This is a genomic window from Ruegeria sp. HKCCD6428 (genome assembly GCF_013110595.1).
Lineage (GTDB): Bacteria > Pseudomonadota > Alphaproteobacteria > Rhodobacterales > Rhodobacteraceae > Ruegeria.
In genome coordinates this window covers 319,230-341,840 of record NZ_WVQX01000002.1, presented here as the reverse complement: position 1 = coordinate 341,840, position 22,611 = coordinate 319,230, and the positions used below count along the sequence as shown (strand labels likewise).

Annotated in this window: 15 protein-coding genes; 2 read left to right on the top strand and 13 right to left on the bottom strand. The window is 55.5% G+C overall.

Features of this window, described 5'->3' with window-relative positions; translation table 11 throughout:
• Window positions 1-25 precede the first annotated feature (25 nt).
• Genes GS620_RS06920 through GS620_RS06885 form a run of 8 tightly spaced genes read right to left on the bottom strand, consistent with a single transcriptional unit; the run spans window position 26 to window position 10,103 of the window.
• Window positions 26-1,390 carry an aminotransferase gene (locus GS620_RS06920; protein ID WP_171614837.1) on the bottom strand — a complete coding sequence of 455 codons (1,365 nt, stop codon included), beginning with the start codon at window positions 1,388-1,390 and terminating at the stop codon, window positions 26-28.
• Entirely contained in the window at window positions 1,383-2,945 is a 1,563-nt protein-coding gene (locus GS620_RS06915) for a trimethylamine methyltransferase family protein (RefSeq protein ID WP_171614836.1), read from the bottom strand. The genes GS620_RS06920 and GS620_RS06915 overlap by 8 nt, the downstream gene beginning before the upstream one ends.
• Window positions 2,938-4,170, bottom strand: a complete 1,233-nt coding sequence (locus GS620_RS06910) for an aromatic ring-hydroxylating dioxygenase subunit alpha (RefSeq protein WP_171614834.1) — start codon at window positions 4,168-4,170, stop codon at window positions 2,938-2,940. The genes GS620_RS06915 and GS620_RS06910 overlap by 8 nt, the downstream gene beginning before the upstream one ends.
• A complete protein-coding gene (locus GS620_RS06905; RefSeq protein WP_171614832.1) occupies window positions 4,167-6,230 on the bottom strand; it encodes an FAD-dependent oxidoreductase in 2,064 nt (687 codons plus the stop codon). Before GS620_RS06905 ends, GS620_RS06910 begins: the two co-directional genes overlap by 4 nt.
• Before the next feature lie 60 nt (window positions 6,231-6,290).
• Window positions 6,291-7,352 carry an extracellular solute-binding protein gene (locus GS620_RS06900; protein ID WP_171614830.1) on the bottom strand — a complete coding sequence of 354 codons (1,062 nt, stop codon included), beginning with the start codon at window positions 7,350-7,352 and terminating at the stop codon, window positions 6,291-6,293.
• A gap of 17 nt (window positions 7,353-7,369) precedes the next feature.
• On the bottom strand, window positions 7,370-8,467 hold the full coding sequence (locus tag GS620_RS06895) for an ABC transporter ATP-binding protein (RefSeq protein ID WP_171232433.1): 1,098 nt from the start codon (window positions 8,465-8,467) through the stop codon (window positions 7,370-7,372).
• Window positions 8,464-9,252, bottom strand: coding sequence for an ABC transporter permease (locus GS620_RS06890; protein ID WP_171614828.1), 789 nt, complete (start codon window positions 9,250-9,252; stop codon window positions 8,464-8,466). Before GS620_RS06890 ends, GS620_RS06895 begins: the two co-directional genes overlap by 4 nt.
• Window positions 9,249-10,103 carry an ABC transporter permease gene (locus tag GS620_RS06885; RefSeq protein ID WP_170474779.1) on the bottom strand — a complete coding sequence of 285 codons (855 nt, stop codon included), beginning with the start codon at window positions 10,101-10,103 and terminating at the stop codon, window positions 9,249-9,251. Before GS620_RS06885 ends, GS620_RS06890 begins: the two co-directional genes overlap by 4 nt.
• 103 nt (window positions 10,104-10,206) lie before the next feature.
• On the opposite strand from GS620_RS06885, the gene GS620_RS06880 reads away from it, so the two are divergent.
• Window positions 10,207-10,881, top strand: a complete 675-nt coding sequence (locus GS620_RS06880) for a TetR family transcriptional regulator C-terminal domain-containing protein (RefSeq protein WP_171614826.1) — start codon at window positions 10,207-10,209, stop codon at window positions 10,879-10,881.
• A 472-nt stretch (window positions 10,882-11,353) separates the two neighbouring features.
• A complete protein-coding gene (locus tag GS620_RS06875; protein WP_171614824.1) occupies window positions 11,354-12,034 on the top strand; it encodes an IS6 family transposase in 681 nt (226 codons plus the stop codon).
• Window positions 12,035-12,284: 250 nt separating this feature from the next.
• On the opposite strand, the gene glgB is transcribed toward GS620_RS06875, so the two are convergent.
• The 5 genes from glgB to glgX are packed head-to-tail and all read right to left on the bottom strand — an operon-like array spanning window position 12,285 to window position 22,602.
• Complete coding sequence (glgB, locus tag GS620_RS06870) at window positions 12,285-14,495, bottom strand: 1,4-alpha-glucan branching protein GlgB (protein WP_253283821.1); 2,211 nt, start codon at window positions 14,493-14,495, stop codon at window positions 12,285-12,287.
• The gene (locus GS620_RS06865) at window positions 14,492-16,897 is read right to left on the bottom strand and encodes a glycogen/starch/alpha-glucan phosphorylase (protein WP_171614822.1); all 2,406 of its coding nucleotides are present in this window, start codon (window positions 16,895-16,897) and stop codon (window positions 14,492-14,494) included. The genes glgB and GS620_RS06865 overlap by 4 nt, the downstream gene beginning before the upstream one ends.
• A gap of 47 nt (window positions 16,898-16,944) precedes the next feature.
• Window positions 16,945-18,576 (bottom strand): alpha-D-glucose phosphate-specific phosphoglucomutase, encoded by a 1,632-nt coding sequence (locus GS620_RS06860; protein WP_171117868.1) that lies wholly within the window; start codon window positions 18,574-18,576, stop codon window positions 16,945-16,947.
• Complete coding sequence (malQ, locus tag GS620_RS06855; RefSeq protein WP_171614820.1) at window positions 18,542-20,527, bottom strand: 4-alpha-glucanotransferase; 1,986 nt, start codon at window positions 20,525-20,527, stop codon at window positions 18,542-18,544. The genes GS620_RS06860 and malQ overlap by 35 nt, the downstream gene beginning before the upstream one ends.
• Entirely contained in the window at window positions 20,524-22,602 is a 2,079-nt protein-coding gene (gene glgX / locus GS620_RS06850) for a glycogen debranching protein GlgX (protein WP_171614818.1), read from the bottom strand. The genes malQ and glgX overlap by 4 nt, the downstream gene beginning before the upstream one ends.
• Window positions 22,603-22,611: the final 9 nt, after the last annotated feature.

Here is a 22,611-nt window from a genome sequence, read left to right as displayed (position 1 = left end):
CATCCGCAACAGTGGCGCAAGCTCTTCATTGTTCACTGATTCCGCCAAGCCACGTTCGTGTCGCTTCAAGCCCTTTGCGCAAGATAGAAAACATCTGCTCAATTTCACTTTCGTTGATGATAAGGGGCGGTGAAAGAACACACATGTTGATAATAGGTCGAACTAATAACCCACGTTTTTGGCATTCTATATCGATCTGGCCGCCAATCTCGTAGTCGCATCCCAGATCGCTCCGGGGATCACCATCGACTGAGCATTGTACGCATCCCATCAGCCCCATCCCGCGCACATCGGCAACGATGTCAATCTGTCGCAAATGCTGCAGCTGATCCTGAAAAACCGGAGCGACCTTTTGAACGTGTTCGAGAAGTTTTTCCCGCTCAATGATCTCAATGCCCATCAAACCCGCAGCCGCGCTAACTGGATGACCAGAATAGGTGTAACCACTTGAGAAGGTGGCATCTTTTCCCGCAACGTCGGCGATCAATCGGTCAGAGATAATCGCGGCACCCATCGGCGCGTACCCAGATGTCATTCCTTTAGCACAAGTTATTATGTCCGGCTGAATGCCGAAAACAGCCTCTGACGAAAACCAATGGCCCAATCGCCCAAAAGCTGTCACCACTTCGTCGGAGATGTATAGAACATCATACTTCTTGCAGATGTTTAGGCAGCCTTTGTGATATCCCTTTGGCGGCACGATCACGCCACCAGATGCCAGAACCGGTTCGGCGATAAAAGCGGCAACATTTTCTGGGCCAAGCGCCAAAATGGCGTTTTCAAGATCGGAAACTTTCTCCTTCAGAAAGCTCTCTTCGCTTTGACCAGGTGAACGGTAGAGCGGATTCACGTCTGGCAGGAAATGAGCGAGGTCATCGGCTTTGTCGAGCCAAAGCCGGTCACGCTCTTTTCCACTGACGCTGGCCGCCAAGTAGGTGCTTCCATGATAGGCTTTTTGCCTTGAAATGATTTTCTTTTTCTCCGGTCGCCCCAAAAGGTTGTTTCTAAAATGGACAAACCGGATTGCCGTATCAACCGCAGTGGAACCGCCGGTGGTAAAAAAGACATTGTTCAAGTCGCCCGGCGCACGTTTGGCGATTTCGCGCGCGAACCGCGCGGCAGTCGAGTTGGAGTTGTTAAAGGGCGAGAAATAAGCAAGGTTCCGAGCCTGCTCAGCCATGGCCTCGGCCATCTCCTCTCGCCCATAACCGATCTGGGTGCACCACATGCCTCCCGGTCCGTCGATCAAGCGTTCGCCTTTTTCGTTCATGACATGGATGCCGCTAGCACCTTCAATAAATGTCCGGTCGTTTTCGCCCAAGGTCGCCATCCCTTCCCACGGGTGCAGGAAGTGGTCGTTGTCCCAGTGCTTGGCGTTAGAGTTATCCACGGCGGGCCATACTTTCTGCGCTCATCACAATTGGGAACTCTTCGCGCACCTGAGCGTCTGAAGCGCCGAAGTAGTTGGGGAAATGGCTGTCGAGTATGGAATTGGCCTTGTCACGGGCGCGGTCCAACAGATCAGTTTTGCCTTGGTTTTCCCATGTATCTGTACGCTCACGATCCATGAGTCGCGGGTAGACAAATTCGGTGTTCATATAGTTCAGCGTGTGTGGGTTGCCGAGGAAATGACCTGGGTCGATGGCGCATTGGTGGATTACATCCACCGCCATGGTTTCATCTGTGACCTCTATCCCGCGCAACGATCGCAGGATCATACCACCTGCTTCGTCATCGATGACCATGCTTTCAAAACTGCATCCCATCAGGCTGCCGATCATCCCGCCGAACTCGCACAGCCGATTGGCACCAGCATGGGCGGCAAGCGTGAAGGTTAGCGCCTTTTCCAACCCGTATTGCGCGTCGGGTATTTTGGCATCTGTCATGCCTGCGCCAACGGATGTGGGAAGGCCATAGAAGTTGCCCATCTGAATGGCTGCCGCCCCGATCAGGGCTTGTTCGCCACTGCCGCCGGTGAACGATCCGCTGCGCAGGTCAGTGATGAAGGGCCAGGCAGCAAAGCAGACCGGACAGCCCGGTGTGATGAGGTTAACAATGGCAACACAGGCCAGTGTTTCGGCTACGGTTTGAACCAGTGTTCCCGCAAGCGTCGCGGGGGCTGTGGCCCCGGCCTGAGGAGGCACTGCCAGATCGACCGTCAGGCCCAACTTGGCTGTATCAATCAGGATTTCCATGTTTTCCTTGCCGATCCGCAAGGGGGAAACCATAGGGCAGCCGCCAAATATGACGCTTGGCTTTTTCATGAAAGCCCCATCGCCACCTTGCGCCATATCGAACATGCGAATGGCATGTGGGATGTGGCTACGGTCGCGAAAGGTCAGACAGGCAGGTTTTTGGCTACCTGCGAGCATCGCATATATGGTGTTCATGTCGTGAGCGAAATCATCGGCCACGTCGGTGGCCAAAACCGTATCGCCCAGCATATGGATGTTGTCCAAACAGTCCACCAGACGGGTGAAATCATAAACGTCGCGCAGGACTGAAGGGCGATAAGTTTTGGTCTCGGAATCGAAGGTTGTGACAGCGGTGCCAGAGTTGGCGAAATAGACACTCTCTGCCGAGCAATGCATGTCGTCTTTGCCTTCACGCTCTCCGCGGGCATAGACATAAAACTCCTTAGCAGCACCAGCCAGGATGTCTTCCATCAGCGCACGGGGAAAGCACAGCCGATTAAGGTCATTCATCACCGCGCCCTTGGGCAGCACCAGATCAAGCAGTTCCGGGAAATGGTCGGTGACGCCGGTGTTTTCCAGAACGGTCAGGGCCGCTTGGTGGATGTTCTCCATATCTGATTGGGTCAACGGCTTATAGCGTCCGCCGCTTAAACCTCCACGCACGGCCTCGTTGCCCGTAGTCGCCTGTTGCACCTTTATGCGCGCGGCGCGCCCACCACCACCGCGACGGCGTGATTTTACCTCAGCCATTACCGGCCATCCTTTGTTCTGGTTCCGGACTGATTATTGCGAAATAGAAATCGTAAAAATCCTGGATCGCGGTTTCCATTTCGCCCAAGGGGCCCGGTTGGAAGTATTGAGAATTCACGCCGGACTGGTTGTGGCGAATGATGCGTTCGTCATCCAAAGATGTGACATGCCAAAGCCAGGTCAGGTCTTCTTTGTCGTAGTCTTCGCCTTCTTCGGCGTCAGCGCGCACCAGCCAGACCACCTGAATGTCGGTTTCCTGTAAGCCTCGTGGAATGAAGCGGTAGCCGACCATGTGATCCGAATAAATCAGGAACCAATTCAATGGACCAATATCAAAGTCAGTTGCGCCACCGTCGAAGCCTTTGAGCGTTCCAAGCAATGGTGCAAGTGCCTCGCCCGATTGGCTGCCGGTTTTGTAGCCTTGGTAAAGCGGATAGCGACGATAGTACCCGCTGGTAAATGGGGTCAGCGCAGCGTCGCCGACAAGAGTCAATTCATTGGGTGACAGCCCGGCTTCTACAGCCCTAGCCTTTAGCGGCTCGACCAAACCAGCCATGTCTTGCGGTGATTTCAAGCTATGGGAGCGAGAATACTCTTTGTGCGCTGGCCCGCAGTGGTAGCATTCAAGGTAGTTCTCAACCGCTAGTTTCCAATTCGCGGGAACAGGAAATGACGCGGTATGCGCTACTTTCAAATCGTTCAGGCCATAGGGTTCGACGAGTGGCTCAAGTTTGCTGAGGACAGGATCAAGTGATGGGGTGTTTGCATCGGCACAGACAAAGATCAGGCCCTTGAAGACACTCACCTGAACGGGAAGAAGCCCAAACTTTGACGGGTCGAATTGTTCCCCCATATTGTGACTTGCACGAAGTTTTCCTGATAGCTCATATGTCCATGCGTGGTAGGGGCAAACAAGAACGCGGGCGTTGCCGGACTGTTCAGTGCAGACGCGAGATCCGCGATGGCGGCAGACATTCAAATGAGCACGAATATCGCCATCGCGGTCGCGAACAATGATAATGCTCTCCGGGCCATAGTCGAACAGGAAGTAGTCACCGGGGCTTGGGATTTGACTGACATGCCCTGCCCAAAGCCAGTTGCGGTTCCAGACCCGGGCAATGTCATAGTTATAGATGTCTTGGGAGGTATAGAATTCGCGCGGCAGGGCGTGGCCGTACTGGTGCGAGGCTATCAGCGCATCCAACTCAAACGGTCGGCTGTTCATCTCGTTTCCTCCAAATCGATTATCTCGCGGCGAAACCAATCTTGATCTGCTTCTGCCTTGGGGCGTTCAAAATCACGGGCCGCGCGGTGGCCCGCGAAGACTGCGTCGACGATCAGCCCTGGAGAAGCGGCATCGCCAATAAGTTCGACGGTTTTCAACCTGAGCCCGCGCAAGCTGTCATATAGCGTCGTCTCACGCTGACGTTCAGTGACCAGAATTGTCGAGGCACATGGAATATCCATTTCGCGACCAGTAAAGGCACAACCGGTGCGGGCCATGTCACCTTGAACCGCCGTCAGCACCTGATTGCAACGAATGTCGATACCAAGCTCCATCAGACGGGCCTGAATGCGAGGCTGCTCCAAAGTATTGATGGAGTAAGCTGAAACCAAACTCTCCGGCGTGACAAAGACCACCTGGTATCCTGCAGTCGCCAGTTTCTCGGCGATCACTCCTGCCAGATAGATATGATCGTCATCATAGATCATGACCGGGCCATCCCGCGGTAGAACACCATTCATGATGTCATCAGGCGTCAGCACATTGGCGCTTTGCTCGATCTGTGGCACATGGCGCTGGGTGTTACGGCCCATGCCGTCGGTTCGCCAAAGGCTGCCGGTGGCCACAAAGACGTGTTCGACGCCCAGCTCTGCCACTTGATCGCCATCTAGCCTGCTGTCAGTGAACAGCTGAACGTTGCCGCGTTGCTTTAAGTCATGCAGACGATAGTCGACGACGCGGGACCAAGCTGCGAGGCCGGGAAGTTTGCTTTCCTTCGTAACCCGCCCGCCCAATTCGGCAGACGCCTCGGCCAAGGTCACCTGATATCCTCGCCTTGCCAACTGCATGGCGCATTCAAGACCGGCAGGGCCACCGCCAACAACCAAAGTGTCCGCGTTGCTCTTTTTCGGCGCGATGATTTCGGGGTGCCAACCGCGTCGCCATTCCTCACCCATGGTGGGGTTTTGAGTGCAGCGGATCGGGATGCCCAGATTGTCAGAGGAGACGCAGATATTGCAGCCGATACATTCGCGGATTTCGTCAATGCGACCCTTCTCAATCTTTTTCGGAATGAACGGGTCCGCTATGGAAGGTCGCGCGGCTCCGATAAGGTCGACAATTCCCTTATTGACCATCGACAACATCATGTCAGGCGACGTCAGGCGACCGACACCAACCACAGGTTTGCGGGTGATCTGCTTAACGTGGGACAGAAACGCGTTCTGATATCCGTCCTCTGGCTGAAAACGAGTCGTGGCACTGTCATTGGACCAGTCAGCCACATTCACATCCCATAGGTCAGGAAGATCAGCCAAGAGCTCGACAATGGCGCGGCCTTCTTCTGCTGCCTGCATGCCCCCGGCACCCATCATCTCATCAATAGCAAAACGGAACGCCACAGCGCAGCTGTCGCCCACGGCTTCGTGAGTGTCTTCCAGCAGTTCACGTGTCAGACGCACGCGATTTTCGAGCGACCCACCATATTCATCGCTACGCTGGTTCATATGCGGCAGCATGAAATGCTGCGCCAATGTCATGTTGTGCCCGGCATACACATAAATGATGTCAAACCCGGCATCTTTCGCGCGCAAGGCGGCCTCGCGGTGCCAACGGCGGAATTCCCGAATGTCGGCCTTATCCATAGCGTGCGCCTGCTTGGGGTGTGTCGTGTCGACGGACATTTCGGAAGGTGCAAGAACCGGGGCGCGGGTTAGCAGGTTTTGCGCATGATTGCCGTTATGAACCAGCTGGATAGCCGCCAGTGCACCATGTGCATGTACTGCGTCTGTCATCAGCCGCAACGCGGGCACATCGCGCGCGTCCCATAGCCGCCCTTCGGCGTAAGGAGAAAGGTCAGAAGTCGGGTGAATCTCGGTCTCCTGATTGGAAACCACCGCCCACCCGCCTTCGGCCTTCATTCCACGAACGGCAGCATCCGCCCTTGGTCGGAGGTGCCCCAGCCCGGTGCAATGAGGCACCTGATAGAAGCGGTTCCTGGCAGTGACTGGCCCGATTTGAACCGGTTCCAAGAGCATAGCATATGGGTTCGCGTCTGACATGTTCACGCGGTTTCCTGTGTTTGTGTTCCGGGGCTGGTTGGCCCCGGAGATATTGTTGAATCAGAAGCCGGCTTTGATCCGTTCAAACTCCGCCAGCATTTTTGCCTCAAGCTCGGGGTTCACCGCATCAAAGAACAAACTGCCCTCGAAGAAGCTTTTTGGATCGGAGAAACCATAGGCTTCGATGTTGGCCTGATCGGCAACTTCGAACGCTTTTGCGTTGGAATGCGGGTAGCCCCAGTTGTCGATTATGTACTGACCGCTGGCCGGGTCGGTAAGCGCGTTCAACAGATCATAGACCTGATCGACCGGTGTCGTGGATGATTTCAGATGCACATAGCCGCACGCCCAGGTCGCGATACCCTTGTCGACGTCTCGCATCATCGCGGCAGGCACCTCATTCCAGATCAGGTTTAGTTCTGACTGGTTCCAGGCCCAACCCAATTCGATCTCGCCGCTGGTCATTGCCTGGTCAAACTGACCTGCGTCGGACCAGTAAAAGCGCATGTTCGGGTGGATCGAGCGCAGGAAGTCAGACGCTTCCTTGAACTGCTCATCGCTCAAGTTGGTGTAGTCGTCAGCATTTCCAGTAGCCAGCGCCGCTAACGCATACGCAGATGATGCGGCATCCGGGATAGCGATCTTACCGGCATAGGCCGGGTCGGCCAGCAATTGCAGTGAGATATCGTCGCCCGAGATCTTGTCGGTGCGATAGATAAGGCCCGTGTTCCCCCATTCGAACGGCAACATGTAAAGCTGGCCGCCCAGAACGATGGCGTCGACCTCCTTGATCTCGGGCAGTACATCGGCCCAATTGGTCAGTTTGCTTTCATCCAGCGGCTGAATCAGATCTGCTGCGACCCATTTTCTGACCGCGTCGGAACAAGGATGTGCCAGATCAGCAGTAAAACCGGAACTCAGCTTGGTAAAGGCTTCTTCCTGGCTTCCGAAATAGGAATAGCTTGGTGCCTCATTCCCGTATTTTTCCATGTAGCTGGCAAAGAAGCCCGGGTCTTCATATCCCGACCAGTCAAAAACCGTCAGATCAGCTCCACCGGCGCTGGCGCTTCCTGCACTTATCGCCGTCGCACATGCGAAAGCCGCAATTCCCTGAAGTTTCATTTTTTCCTCCCATTGTCTTATTCTGTGTCTGTGCCAAGATCGATCACGCTGGCGCTTTGGACTCCCAGCCAAACTGTGTCGCCGCGATTGAAATCAACCGTGTGAAAGTAGTTCGGAACCGAGACCGCGATCGGCGCGTCGGCTTCCGCAACCTGAATGTGGTAGTGAATGTTCTCGCCATAGAAGGCCACATTGCTGACTTTGCCCTGAACGGTTGATGGATAGTCTTCGGGTTTTTCAGCAGTGATTTCTAATTGTTCGGGTCGAATACCGATGTTCATATCTCGGGCGCTGGTTGCAACGTTGGGGTTTCTTCCAATTTCCATTTGGCCAAAGGCCTTCGCGTGGATTGAAAGCGTATCGCCATTTTCCTTTAGCAACTGGGCAGGAAGAATGTTCATCTCACCGATGAAACTGGCAACCTGCTGATCGCAGGGCCGGGCGTAAAGCGTTGTTGGCGTATCCACCTGCTTGAGGCGCCCATTGAACATCACGCCAATGCGGTCAGACATTGTCATCGCCTCGTATTGGTCGTGTGTGACCATCACAAAGGTAATACCCAGCGATTGCTGCAGATTGCGCATTTCAAATTGCATCTGCTCGCGCAGCTTCTTGTCCAAGGCCGACAAGGGCTCATCCAGCAACAATACTTTGGGTCGCATGATCAGCGCGCGGGCGAGCGCCACCCTTTGCCGTTGCCCGCCTGACAACTCACTTGCGCCGCGATCCTCAAGCCCCCCCAACTCGACCATTTCCAAGGCTTCGGCTACGCGCTGGTCGATTTCGGCTTTGGGGGCCTTGCCGCGTAATCCATAGGCCACGTTGTTCCCGACATTCAGGTGCGGGAAGATAGCATAGCTCTGAAATACCATGTTGGTCGGCCGGTTATTGGCAGGCACACCATCCATATCCTGACCGTCGATCAGCACAGTGCCTTTGGTCGGCTCTTGGAATCCCGCGATCATCCTCAATACCGTGGTTTTGCCACATCCCGATGGGCCAAGGAGTGAGAAAAACTCGCCTTCTTTAAGATCGAGATTGATCCCGCTAGCCGCCAGGAATGTACCATAGCGCTTTTCGACGCCCCTGAGTTCTATGATGTTTTTGTCTGTCATCTGACCTCTGATGCGGATGAGCGGCGCCGGAAATACTCAGCCAGCGCCAAAAGCAGGACCGATGTAAGCAGCAGGATAGAGCCTAGGGCCAAAACGTTTGGAAGCTTGGCGGGGAAACGAATCTGGCTCCAGATGTATACTGGCAAGGTTGGTTGGTTGCCGGACAGGAAAAAGGCGAGGACGAATTCGTCGAAGCTGACTGTGAAAGTGACCAACAAACTGGCTACGATACCCGGGGAAACGACCGGAAGCGTCACGCGGCGGAAGGTGTCGAACACGCCGACGCCCAGATCGTAAGATGCTTCCTCCAGCGACGCATCGAAGTCATCGAACGCAGACTTCAGGATCGAGACGGAAAACGGCAGCGCAAGAAATGTATGGCCCAGAACGACGGTCAGCAAAGACGGCTTGAGTCCGACAAACAGAAACAGAACCAGCATTGAAGAAGCAACTATAATGCCGGGAATAACCAAAGGCAGCATCACCAGACCTTCGGCAGCACGCTGACCCCGAAAACGGTACCGAACAAAGGCGCGAGCGGCGAACAACCCCATTGCGGTAGACAGAAGTGCGACGACCGTGCCGACACCAAGCGAATTCCAAAGGGCCTGGATCAAGGTATCCTGTTCGCCCAGCTTCCGATACCAGTCCAGCGTCCAGCCCTTAATCGGAAAGGCAACTATTGTGCCGCTATTGAATGAAAACAAGGGCAGAAAAAGGACGGGCAGGTAAAGAAAAACCAAATACAGAAAAGCGTAGGCTGTCAGGGTCGAAGGGCGTCTCATCTTATACGCCTCCCTAGCCGGGTGGCGGTAATTACAAACACTATAGCGACAAAGCCAACCGATAGCATCGCGATCAGTGAAAGGGTGGCGCCGAGTGGCCAGTTGTTGGCGGCCCCGAACTGCACCTGAATTAGGTTGGCGATCATCTTCCCGTCCGACCCTCCAACCAGTGCCGGGGTCACATAGTCACCTACCGTGGGGATAAATATGATCAGACAAGCAGCAATAATCCCCGGGATGGTTAGTGGCAGCGTCACCCGCATGAAGCGCTGAAAAGGGCTGTTACCGAGGTCGGTGGCGGCTTCTAGTAAGCTTGGATCGATCTTCTGCAATGAGACATAGATCGGCAGGATCGCAAATGGCGCCCAGGCATGAGCAAGCGTAAGCACGACTGCAAATTCATTGTAGAGAAGGAAGTCCAGCGGTTCGTCAATCAAGCCAAGCATCAACAGTGCGGAGTTCATCACTCCATTGAACCCTAGAATGAGTTTCCAGGCAAAAACGCGTAGGAGGTAGCTAGACCAGAATGGAATGGTGATGAGCAGAAGCCAGATGGTCTTTTTCCGGGCCTTCATCGCGATGAAATAAGCGATGGGATATGCTAGTGCGACGGTAACTGCTGTTACTGCTCCGGCAATCCAGATCGACCTTAGCATCAAGTGTCGGACCAGAGGATCTGCAAACGCGTCGCTATAATTTTTTAGTGTCGGCGTCTTGTCGAGCGTTACGTAAGATTGCGTCCAGAACGAATAGGCGATCAGGATCAACAATGGAGCCGTCACCAGAAAACCCACATAAGCCGTGGCTGGTGCGCTGAGGGTATAGCCCCGGGATGCTTCGCTACGAAAGATTACCCAACCTCCTTTCCGGATTTTCACGAGTCACTAATGGACGATCGTCCATTAAATGTTGCGCCAGAACGGTCTTTCGTGTCAATCTTCCTGTGAGATAGACTTGAGGGATGCCATCAAGAGGATGGAATTATTGAATAAAGTGGAAAACGTCAGAGGAAGAAAACGTGGCTCGAAACGTGCTCCGGATGCCAATAAGCAACTTCTGATCAAGGCGACTCTGGACTCTATCGCGGATATTGGAGTCACCGATACGACGGTCAGCCGCATCTGCGAGCGTTCTGGTTTATCGCGCGGAATGATCCATTTGCATTTCGGCGGGAAGGACAATTTGCTGACGGCAGCAGCCCAGCATTTCAGTGCTCAATATTATGCCGAAATGGACAAATTGACCGACCTGGGTTCGGATGCATCGCCCGAAGACCGTGTGATGGCCGTGATCGAGGCGGACCTATCCGAAGCTCTGCTCAATCCAAGAAGTACGAAAATCTGGCATGCATTCCGCGGCATCGCGAGCTCACACCCAGGTATTGCCCGCTATAGCAGCACCCAAGATCAAAAACTTGTCGAGACCTTGCGGCTTGCGTTTAAGGAGATAGCTAAAAAAAACGAGCGTGACCCAAACTTGGTGGACGATGCCACCGCCGGAACGCTGGCTTTGCTGGAAGGTATGTGGGTCAATTACCTAACAGATATGCAGGGTTTTTCACGACGACGCTCTGTTGATCTTATCAGACGTTTCTTGTGCGGACTTTTCCCCGGAAAATTCAAATTGTGAGATTTCGGGACGCTCAGATTTGAGACAGAAAAACAGCATGTTCTTGGAAAGCCGACTGCTGGTATTGGCGAATTCCCTGGCGTCTAAATGCAACACCCCGTGCATTGGACGAAATCCAACATCCGCTTTCCCCCGAAGAAAGGTTTCCATTGCACGTGCAGCGAAAGACCGCTTTAAACCGCTTCGTGCCGTACCTCATCCGCCTACCCGTCCCGATCCAGCTTTGACCAATATCGCGTGTACCGAAGTTCACCCGTTCGGACCAAAGCGCCCTCTTCTACCAGATCCTGTAGATCCCGCGTCGCGGTAGCGTGTGACGCCCCTGTGATTGAGATTTAGTTCTCTGCGTTCAGCCCCTCCTTTAACCCATCCAGCCCAACCTTGAACGGATCTGTTGCAAACTTTTTGCCATTGACGCTCAAGAACGCAGAGAGTGAATAGCGGCCGGTGTAATTCAGCCGAAAGCCAGCTCATGATCTCCTTCAAAGGCGCACAATATCCCAAGGATGTGATCCTCTTTGCTGTGTTCTTCTACCTTCGATACGGCGTGTCGTACCGTGACCTTGAAGAAATCATGTCCGAGCGCGGCGTTGCGGTAGATCACACCACGCTGAACCGTTGGGTGACACGATACTCCAGTGCCATTGCTGATGCGGCTCGCAGACGGAAGGGATCGTGTGACCGATCCTGGCGAATGGATGAAACTTATATCAAGGTGAAAGGTTCGTGGGTTTATCTCTATCGAGCGGTCGACAAATACGGCAAAACGCTCGATTTCATGCTTTCCCCACGCCGAAACAAACCTGCTGCGACAAAGTTCTTCGCCAAGATGCTAGAGATCAACGGCCTCCCCAAAAAGATCGTCATCGACAAAAGTGGCGCCAATACTACTGGCATAAAGGCGATCAACAAGATGCTCAAGAGCTTTGGTTGTCCGATTCCAATCGAGATGGTGAGGCGGAAATACCTAAATATTATCGTGGAACAGGACCACCGTTTCATCAAGAGGCGCACGCGACCGATGCTTGGGTTCAAGGCATTCGCTTCAGCATCGGCGACGCTAGCAGGTATCGAGGTTGCGCACATGATCCGTAAGGGGCAATTCACACCCGGACTCTGTACGTTTCAGCAGTTTGCTGAGCTCGCAACTTAACTCCCGATCAATTGTTGAAACTGCTCGGCGGGTTCAAAACTTTGCAACAGAACCCTGAATCTTGTTATGCTGGCAGGGTAAGAGGTTTCACGGTGAGGTGGGTTAAACGGGGGTTAACGACTTCAGAATTTCTGACCGCTTCGACCAAAAAGGTTTGAAGAGGACATAGAAGTATTAGTGCCGAGGGAATCCGCACACCATATTTAACATAATTTCGCCTATGCGCGAAATGGATCAAAACTGGGCACAGTCATCCCTTTCGTCGGAGAAACAGCGTCGTGTTGCCCGGTAGATGCATGGATACAGAATTGTCTTGGTTGCTCCATGCGACCGGTTCGCTTGAGTAGGTTTCCGAACCGTGACCTGATCCGCCGAACTCTTCGGCGTTGCTGTTAAGAACAACTTCCCACTGGCCCGAATTGGGTACACCCAACCTAAACTCGTCGCGAGGTGTCGGGGTCATGTTGCAGACAACGATCACGGGATCCTTGCCTTCATCGCCCTGGCGGACCCATGCGTAGACGGACAAATCGGACTGATCGACTTCAAGCCAGTAGAAGCCGGAGGCCATACAATCAGTTTCGAACAGCGATGGTGTCTCGGCGTAGAACTTGTTTAGCGCCTTGACCCACGCCTGAACGCCGCGGTGCCATTCATGATCCAGCAAGTGCCAGTCGAGGGATCGATCGTGAGACCATTCCGCGCCCTGAGCGAATTCCTGACCCATGAACAGGAGTTTCTTGCCCGGATGGCCCCACATGAAGCCGTAGTAGGCCCGCAGCCCGGCAAACTTATCGAAGCCGTCGCCCGGCATCTTGGAGATCATCGAGCCCTTGCCATGCACAACTTCGTCATGACTGATGGGCAGGATAAAATTCTCCGAGAACGCGTATGTGAGGCCAAATGTCATTTCATGATGATGGTGCGACCGGTGAATGGGATCGCGCGCCATGTATTGCAGCGTGTCGTTCATCCACCCCATGTTCCACTTGAACCCAAACCCAAGCCCACCCTGGTCGGTGGGTTGGCTGACTCCCGGAAAGGACGTGCTTTCTTCGGCGGCCATGATGATGCCAGCATCAGCGTCGTACACGAGTTCGTTGGTGCGTTTGAGAAAGGCGATCGCCTCAAGATTTTCGCGGCCACCATGTTCATTTGGCACCCACTCGCCCTCTTTGCGGGAATAGTCGCGGTATAGCATGGACGCGACCGCGTCTACGCGCAGCCCATCGATGTGAAACTCCCGGAGCCAGTAGAGCGCGTTGGCGCAGAGATAGTTCTGCACCTCACGCCGCCCGTAATTGTAGATCAGTGTGTTCCAGTCCTGATGAAAACCCTCTTTCGGGTCGGCATGCTCGTAAAGCGCGGACCCGTCGAATTGACCCAATCCATGCGCGTCGGTCGGAAAGTGCCCCGGCACCCAATCGAGCAGCACCCCAAGGTCCGCGATATGGCAGGCGTTCACGAATTCCCGGAATTCATCCGGAGTGCCATAGCGGATTGTCGGAGCGAACAGACCTATGGGCTGGTACCCCCACGAGCCGTCGAACGGGTGCTCAGAGACAGGCATCAGTTCGATATGTGTGAACCCCATCTCGCGCACGTAATCCACCAACTCCTTGGCGAATTCGAGATAGCTGAGCGGGCGGTTGCCGTCCTCGACCTTGCGCCGCCACGACCCCAGATGGACCTCGTAGATCGAAATCGGCCGGTCAAAGCGGTTGCGGTCCGCGCGCGTTGCCATCCAGGCGTCATCACTCCAATCATACCCGTCTAAATCGCGCACAACCGACGCCGTGGCGGGGGGATGTTCTGCCCCAAAGCCAACCGGGTCGGCCTTGAGCGGCAGAATGTTACCTTGCGCATTACGGATTTCGTATTTGTAGAGCGACCCTTCGCCCAGGCCGGGAATAAAGATCTCCCAAATCCCGGTCGTGCCCCGAGCACGCATTACGTTTCGCCGTCCGTCCCATTGATTGAACTCGCCCACAACGGAAACACGGCTCGCGGCCGGGGCCCAGACCGCGAAGTTCACGCCCTTTACGCCATCACGCTCAAGCGGATGGGCCCCGAGTTTTTCCCACAGGCGCAGATGTGCACCTTCGGCGATCAGGTACTCATCCATCTCGCCGAGTACCGGCCCGAACCTGTAGGCGTCATCCTGCTCCCAGACATTGCTGTCATTGCGGGCACGCAGGCGATAGGCGCCAGTCGCCACGGGTTTGCGGACAAAGCCCGAGAACAGCCCGCGCCCGTCAAGGCGATGCAGCTCGGCTTCGACTTTACCGGTCTTGCCGTCCAGAACCTCGACACTCAGTGCGCCCGGGATCAGCACGGTAACACTCCAACGCCGCCCGTTTTTGTGAGGGCCAAGAACCGAAAACGGATCGCTCATCGCACCTGCAAGCAACGCTTCGGCGGTAGCAGAGTCGAACGCGGGGGAATAGCTGATTGTGGTCATTCTGTCTCTCCTGCAAGCGAGTCGATGCCCCAAATGTCTTTGGCGTAGCCCTGGATCGTGCGATCGGACGAGAACCAACCGGACAACGCGGTATTGAGCACGGCCATGCGGGACCACGCGTCCTTCTCGGCAAAGCCGTGGTCAACCCTGCGCTGCGCATCCCAATAGGCGTCAAAATCAGCAGCGACCATGAAGTAGTCGTCCCGCAACAGCTTTTCGAGCACCGGCCAATGGCGCGTTGGCTCACCGGGCGAATAGAACCCGGTGCGCACCTGCTCAATGACTTCGCTCAGGATCGGGCTCTGTTCGATATAGGCCTGCGTGACATATCCGCTGCGCGCGGCCTGTACTTCATCAGCGGTCATCCCGAAGATATAGATGTTGTCGGGCCCCACGTGGTCGCGGATTTCAACATTGGCGCCATCCAGCGTGCCGATCGTCACGGCACCGTTCAGCGCAAACTTCATGTTTCCGGTGCCGGAGGCTTCTTTGCCGGCAGTTGAAATCTGTTCGGACAGATCCGCCGCCGGGATCAGCATCTCAGCCAAGGATACATTGTAATTCGGCGGATAGACCACCTTGAGTCGGTCGCCGATCACCGGATCAGAATTGATCGATTGTGCGATGTCGTTGATCAGGCGAATGATGTTCTTGGCATCGATATACGCTGGTGCCGCCTTACCGCCAAAGAATTTGACCCGGGGTGTCCAATCCGCATCCGGTTCGCGGCGGATCGCATTGGCAAGGGCTGCGGTTTCAAATGCATTCATCAGCTGGCGTTTGTATTCGTGAATCCGCTTGATCTGAATGTCGAACATCGCATCGGGCGAAATCTGCAGGTTCATGTTTTCGGCGACCCAATCCGCAAGCCTGCGTTTGTTGTCTTGCTTGATCGCCATAAAGCGCTTGCGGAAGGCGGGATCATCCGCCAATGGCGCGATGTTTTCCAGCTGCTCAAGATCTGAAACCCACTCCGTTCCGATGGTTTCGTTTAGCAAGTCCCGCAGACCCGGATTGCATCCATGCAGCCACCGACGCGGCGTTACACCGTTGGTCTGATTGAGAATTCGCTCGGGATAGACCTTATGCAGATCACTGAAGACGGTTTGCTTCATCAGGTCCGTATGCAGGGCCGAGACCCCATTGACCCTGCGCGAACACGTAAAGGCAAGCGTTCCCATGTTCACCACGTCGTTTTCGACAATGCGTGGGGCGGCGCTGGTATTTGATTTTGCAACGTCCCGGCTCAACCGGTCATCGATCCGTTCGATCAGTTGCATGTGACGCGGTAGGATACTGCCCATCAGCCCGACATCCCACGCTTCCAATGCCTCGGGCAGCAGCGTGTGGTTGGTGTAGTGCAATGTGTTCTGCGCAGTGTCGAACGCATCGTCAAAGCTCAACCCGTGCACATCTGACAGCAGACGGATCAACTCGGGGCCAGCGATTGCCGGATGGGTATCATTCATCTGGATCGCAACTTTGGTTGGCAGCGCGCGCAGATCGCCATTGTGCGTCAGGAAGCGGCGCAAGAGATCCTGAAGCGAGGCGGAGGTAAAGAAAAACTCCTGCTTGAGGCGCAATGCCTTGCCTGTTTCGGTGCTGTCATCGGGGTAAAGGACGCGCGAAATCGTCTCCGCCAGCACCTCGGGTGCGGCGGCCTGCATGTATTCGCCGCGGTTGAACGGATCGAGGTCAAAAATCTTCTTGGGCTTAGCGGACCAAAGCCGCAGCGTATTTGTCCAGCGCGCCTGCCAACCGGCAACCGGCGTGTCATAAGCCTGTGCCATCACGATGTCGGATGGGCTCCATTTGGCTTGTGCGCCCGTCTCAATGACCTCACCGCCAAAGCCGATATCATAGAGGCATTCCGAGCGTTCGAATTCCCAATTGTGCTGGTGGCGCAGCCAGTCCTCTGCCATTTCTACCTGTTTGCCCTGATCGAAGGACTGCCGGAACAAACCATGCGCATAACGGATGCCATAGCCATATGCGGGAATGCCGAGACAGCTCATGCTGTCCAGAAAACAAGCGGCCAACCGTCCCAGACCGCCGTTACCCAACGCTGCATCCGGTTCGTCGTTTACCACATCGGCAAAGCTGACGCCGTGTTTCGCCAAGGCTTCGCGTGCATCATCTGCAAGCTCGAGGTTGTTGACCGCATCCTCCAGGATACGTCCCAAAAGGAACTCCATCGACAGGTAATAAACCCGCTTCCGGTCCTTGGCATATGTACGGTTCGTCGCTTCGAACCACGGTGCGATCAGTTTGTCGCGCACCGCGCGGGACAGCGCGAGGCGCCAGTCCGTGGTGGAGGCCGTGTCCGGGGTCTTGCCAACGCTATGGGCAAGATGAAAGTCGATTGCCTGTGTCAGCGACCCGGGTTCATAGATATCTTTCATGGTCTGTTCCATCCTGCTCTTGTTCTGATTTGTCTCGGACGGTCGCATCAGGTGATGACATCCGCCTTTGTGCGCCCGGTGTGCCTTCTGATCTGCGCTAGCGCTTCTGCAGCCTGAATGACTGGGGATAGCGCTTCTCGCACATTCATGTTGTGATCGCCGCTGCAACCGACGAACCGCTCTAGGTAGACACGCAACGTAGCCCCTTGGGTCCCCGTGCCGGACAGACGAAACACAACGCGGGAACCGCCGTCAAAGCGGACGCGGACGCCCTGCCCTACGGTCAGGCTTTGATCAATCGGGTCGCGGTAGGAGAAGTCATCTGCCTCAACGACTTTCATGTCCTCGACCATTGAGCCGGGAAGCGTGTCTGACCTTTCGCGCAATGCCGTCATCAACGTATTTGCGATGTCGGTCGGGATCTCTTCGTAGTCGTGACGCGAGTAGTAGTTCCGGCCAAAGCTGCGCCAATGATCCTGCTGAAGCTGCACGATATCCCGACCATCCCGCGCCAGAATGTTCAGCCACAGCAGAACTGCCCACAGACCATCCTTTTCGCGGATGTGATTGGATCCAGTGCCTGCGCTCTCCTCGCCGCAAAGTGTCGCCTTACCCGCGTCCAGCAGATTGCCGAAAAATTTCCAGCCGGTCGGCGTTTCAAAACAGGGAATCCCCAACCGTTCGGCAACTCGGTCAACCGCCTGGCTTGTCGGCATCGAACGCGCGACGCCGCTAAGTTTCCCGGAATATGCCGGGGTCAGGTGGGCGTAGGCCGTCAACAGCGCCAGACTGTCAGAAGGCGTCACAAACGTGCGTTTCCCCATGATCATGTTGCGGTCGCCGTCTCCATCGGAGGCGGCGCCAAAATCAGGGGCATCAGGGCCGTTCATGACGCCGACAAGCTCACTGGCCCATACCGGGTTGGGGTCAGGGTGCCCACCGCCGAAATTCGGCGATGGAACCGCGTTGATCACCGAACCAGCTGGCGCGCCTAATGCGCCTTCCAGTATGCGCTTGGCATAGGGACCGGTGACCGCATGCATTGCATCGAAGCAGATGCGGAAGCCGTTCGCGAACAGGGTGCGGATGGCATCGAAATCGAACAGTTCCTGCATCAGCGCTTCGTAATCCGCCACCGGATCAACCACATCGATTTGCGTTTTGCCCAATCTGAAGCGGCCGGGTTCGTCAAAATCGCATGCGTCTTCTTCAGCGATTTTGTATTCGGTGATCTGCTGGGTTCGGGCGAAGATCTCATCTGTGATCTTCTCGGGTGCCGGGCCACCATTGGGGGCATTGAATTTCACACCGAAATCACCGTCCTCACCACCTGGATTGTGGCTTGCCGACAGGATGATACCCCCATCGGTTTTGAATTTCCGGATCAGGTTGGATACTGCGGGCGTTGACAGGATGCCGTTCTGTCCAACAATCAATCGAACAGCACCGTTGGCTGCCGCCATACGGATGATTACTCCAATGGCCTCGGAGTTGTAAAACCGCCCATCCCCGCCAACAACAAAAGTTTTGCCCGCGGCACCGCCGGTGCCGTCGAACACGGATTGCACAAAGTTCTCGAGATATCCCGGTGTGCGGAATACTGAGGTTTTCTTTCGCAGACCCGAAGTTCCCGGTTTCTGCCCCTCAATGGGCGACGTGCGAACAGTCTTGAAGGTCATTGTCCTTCTCCATTCCATTTTGGTTTGACCGACTCTGCGCTGACATCTCTGTGCCAAGACACACAAATGCGTCGGACGTCTTTATGTCACTCACCGAAAACGGCGCTTTCAGCCGCCAGTTTGGGAATTCGTCAACGGTGCCTGGCAGGTTCTGCTGGTCTTTTCGTTCCGCAATGTCATCGAGTTGGACGGCCACGATTTCGGAGCTTGAACGCGCAAGTCGGCGGTGGATTTCCTGAACAGGCCGTGATGCTCCCAATGTTTGAGCTGCGGCCTGACGGTCCGCGCGAACGTTCGCAAAGCAAGTGCGGTCTATGCTGCCAATCTCGGCGCGTACTCGGGCATCCTCTGCCGCGAAAAACCCGGCAATGGTGGGTGTGTCATGTGTGGCGAATGCACATACAGCTTTTTTGCGCGTCTTCGAGGTGTCAACAAATCCACCGTCCTCGGAGCGCATGTATTGCAGCACGTCCAGCCCGTATATCCCTGCCGCTTCAGTCTTTTCGCGCAAGCCGGAGGGAACGAGGCCAAGATCCTCGCCAATGACAATCGATTTGGTTCTCACGCTTTCTATGGCGACCACAGCGAGAAGAGCGTCAAAGGGATATCTGACATATGTGCCTTCTTCGCTTCCTTCCGGTATCCAGTAGCTGCGCATCAAACCCAGCACGTGATCAATCCGGATCATTCCGGCGTGACGCATTACTGTCCGCAACAGTCGCGCAAATCCGGCATAGCCTTGTTTTCGGATCCTTATTGGGCACAGCGGGGCGAGACCCCAGCTTTGCCCCGACGGACCAAGCGGATCGGGCGGCGCGCCCAACGTAGCGCCGGTCACCAGGGCTGTGTCCTTGCTCCATGTTTCCGCGCCACCAAGGCGCGGTCCTACGGCAAGATCCAGATACAAGCCGAGCCGCATACCGGCCTTGATGGCGCGGGTTTGCGCGTTGGCGAGCTGAACATCAGATTGCCACTGCCCCCACTCAACTAACGCTATTTCCTGCTCGTGATCATGCGCAAATGCGGCCACTGCGCCTGAGTCCCGATCTTGGTATGGCGTGGGCCATTTTCGCCAGTCTGAACCAAAGCGAAAGGCAAGCGCTTCAAACACCGCGAAATCACGCAGGCGCGCTCCTCCCGAGGCTCTAAAACCGGCCAATGAACGCTTTTCAGGCGCTCCATCCGGTAGACGTAGAAATTCCTCAAACCCGTCATCCAGGGCTGCTGCATTTTCTTGCAATGCAGCCCGGTAGTTGATCAGGTCACACGAAGCCGATCCCGTTTCAGTGCAGTACCATGTATTCAAAAATTCACGATGACTTGGCGAATAAGGGCTAACTACGTCATCAGGACGGACTTGACCCATCGCATGTATGGGATTGATCCCGACAAAATCGGCCCCATGCATTGCCATAGCCGCAGCATATTCCCCAAGAGAATGATAGCTACCCAGAGATGTAGCGGTCTTGTCTGTAAGCCCATACAAAGCAGTAAGAACGCCCCAAATGCGCGGCTCGGCGATCAAGTCTGAAAGGTTCAGCGCTCGCAACGGGCGAGCCAGGACCCAGGATGTAAATTCTCCGTTCAGGCAGAGCCGATGAATGCCGATTGGCAAAGCAGGAATAGCGATGGATCGCACCGCCTCTCCGCTTTCCAAAACCTTCTCGCCAGATTCGGTTTCAAGGCTCCACGAAACCGTGCGCGAAACCGGAAACTTGGCTGGCTGACCTGCTGTGACGATCAGCTCTTGCGGCAGCTGGCGCTGTTCTTCTACTGTCCGCATTCGGTGCAGCACCACCCTTGCGTCTGCCTCAGACGTCACGTCCAGTCCCATGGCGCGCAGAACAGCAACCTGGGTGTCGGGCGCAACCTGGATCAGTTGCCCGTCAAACCCCCTGTAATCGGACGCCACGCCGACGAAACGGCAAAGTTCTGCAACCCAATCCGTCATGATACGGCCGCCTTACCAACAAACAGCGAAACGGAATGGGCAGAAGCGCATTGACGCTTTCTGTCAACTACGTCGACAGGCTCTGTATCCGGCTCGGCTGTGTCCAGTACACGCTGCCAAACCAGACCCGGTCCCGGATCAGGTAAGAATAGTTTCTTGGGCTGTTCGTTTCCGTTGACCACAATCAGAGCGGTTCCCTCAGGAGAAAACGAGCCCTCCGCCTCACCACGTAAATGAAGACAAAACCCATCCAACGACGGATCCCGCCAATTTAGCGTACCGCCGTCCAGGCCGGACCAAGAGACATCAGGATTGCCATCGTTCCGGATTCGCCCGTGCAGGAATCGGCTTTGGCGCAAGACGGGTGTATTGCTCCGCAGCGCGATAAGATTCTGCGCAAATGCCAGCAGGTCGTTGTCAGCGGAAGCCCAGTTGATCCAGTTGATTTCATTGTCCTGACAATAGGTGTTGTTGTTCCCGCGTTGCGTTCGTCCGATTTCGTCCCCGGCCAGAAGCATGGGCGTTCCCTGCGACAGGAACACGGTGGCCAGCAAATTGCGAATGCGCAGGGCGCGGCGTTCAAGAATGTCTGGATTGTCCGTGTCCCCTTCCACTCCGCAATTGTCCGACAGATTGTTACCGTGGCCATCCTTGTTGCTTTCGCCATTGGCCTCGTTGTGCTTCTCGCGATAGCGGGTTAAGTCGGCCAGGGTGAACCCGTCATGCGCTGCAACGAAGTTGATGGAACTAGTTGTCCGGCGTCCCGGTCGATCGAACACGGATGCTGTGCCAAGGAAGTTGCCTGCAAGCTCTTGCGCAGAATGTGCATCCCCGCGCCAGAACCTGCGGGTAGAATCGCGAAACTTGTCATTCCACTCGCCCCAGTCAGCGGGATAACTTCCAAGCTGATAGCCGCCGGGGCCGATGTCCCAGGGTTCGGCAATCAATTTGCACCGGCTTAGCACCGGATCCTGTCGAATGGCATCAAAGAAGCCGCCATGCAGGTCAAACCCGTGGTGCTCGCGACCCAAAACCGTGGCTAGATCAAACCGGAACCCGTCGACTCCCATAACAGTGACCCAGTATCGCAGCGAATCCAATACAAGGCGCAATACGAAGGGGTGGTTGATCGCCAGAGTGTTCCCGCACCCTGTATCGTTGACATAGTAGCGCGCATGACTGGCCTGCAAATTATAGTAGGCCTTGTTGTCCAGCCCCCTGAAAGACAAGGTCGGCCCGCGGTGATCGCCCTCGGCGGTGTGATTATAGACAACGTCGAGGATCACCTCGATCCCCTCGGCATGCAGCCGATCGACGGCCTGACGAAACCCATCCGCCCCGTTTGGGCCAAAGTAACGCGGCTCCAGCGCAAAAAAACCCAGAGTGTTATATCCCCAATAGTTAGTCAGTCCGCGATCCACCAGAAAGCCGTCATTTAGAAAGGTATGGACCGGCAGCAACTCCAACGCGGTCACCCCAAGACCTTTCAGGTGCGAGATCACGGCATCGCTACCGAGGGCTTCATAGGTTCCGCGAAGTTCTGCGGGCACGTCGGGGTGCAACTGGGTCAGGCCCTTGACATGGGCCTCATAGATTACCGTTTCGTTCCATTCTCTGCGCGGGCCTGGCGCCCCTGACCAGAGGCGCTCAATGTCCGGCACCACCGACTTTGGCACAAATGGCGCACTGTCGATCTGACTGGGTTGCGTGTTGGTGTAATGGCCCGTGGGCTCATACCCAAGCATCTCCTTGCCTGACGACCAGTATCCACGGAATGCACGGGCGTATGGGTCAGCCAGCAATTTCCTAGGGTTGAACCTGTGGCCGCGATCGGGTTCATACGGCCCGTATGCTCGATAGCCATACAGCGTGCCGGGCTTCAGGCCGGGCACAAAGCCATGCCAAATCGGGCCCGTCTGCTCGGGCAATACCAGCCGTGTCACCTCGCGCTGCCCATCGGCGCTGAACAGACACAATTCGATCTTCGTCGCGTTTTCCGAGAACACGGCAAAATTGACCCCCTGCCCGTTGTAAACCGCGCCCAGTGTGGCGTGATCTCCGGCGTTTATGCTCATGATGGGCCT

Coding starts and splice junctions, on each gene's coding strand:
- GS620_RS06915 (WP_171614836.1), bottom strand. CDS start 2,945: ATGGCTGAGGTAAAATCACGCCGTCGCGGTGGTGGTGGGCGCGCCGCG.
- GS620_RS06910 (WP_171614834.1), bottom strand. CDS start 4,170: ATGAACAGCCGACCGTTTGAGTTGGATGCGCTGATAGCCTCGCACCAG.
- GS620_RS06905 (WP_171614832.1), bottom strand. CDS start 6,230: ATGTCAGACGCGAACCCATATGCTATGCTCTTGGAACCGGTTCAAATC.
- GS620_RS06900 (WP_171614830.1), bottom strand. CDS start 7,352: ATGAAACTTCAGGGAATTGCGGCTTTCGCATGTGCGACGGCGATAAGT.
- GS620_RS06895 (WP_171232433.1), bottom strand. CDS start 8,467: ATGACAGACAAAAACATCATAGAACTCAGGGGCGTCGAAAAGCGCTAT.
- GS620_RS06890 (WP_171614828.1), bottom strand. CDS start 9,252: ATGAGACGCCCTTCGACCCTGACAGCCTACGCTTTTCTGTATTTGGTT.
- GS620_RS06875 (WP_171614824.1), top strand. CDS start 11,354: ATGATCTCCTTCAAAGGCGCACAATATCCCAAGGATGTGATCCTCTTT.
- glgB (WP_253283821.1), bottom strand. CDS start 14,495: ATGACCACAATCAGCTATTCCCCCGCGTTCGACTCTGCTACCGCCGAA.
- GS620_RS06865 (WP_171614822.1), bottom strand. CDS start 16,897: ATGAAAGATATCTATGAACCCGGGTCGCTGACACAGGCAATCGACTTT.
- GS620_RS06860 (WP_171117868.1), bottom strand. CDS start 18,576: ATGACCTTCAAGACTGTTCGCACGTCGCCCATTGAGGGGCAGAAACCG.
- malQ (WP_171614820.1), bottom strand. CDS start 20,527: ATGACGGATTGGGTTGCAGAACTTTGCCGTTTCGTCGGCGTGGCGTCC.
- glgX (WP_171614818.1), bottom strand. CDS start 22,602: ATGAGCATAAACGCCGGAGATCACGCCACACTGGGCGCGGTTTACAAC.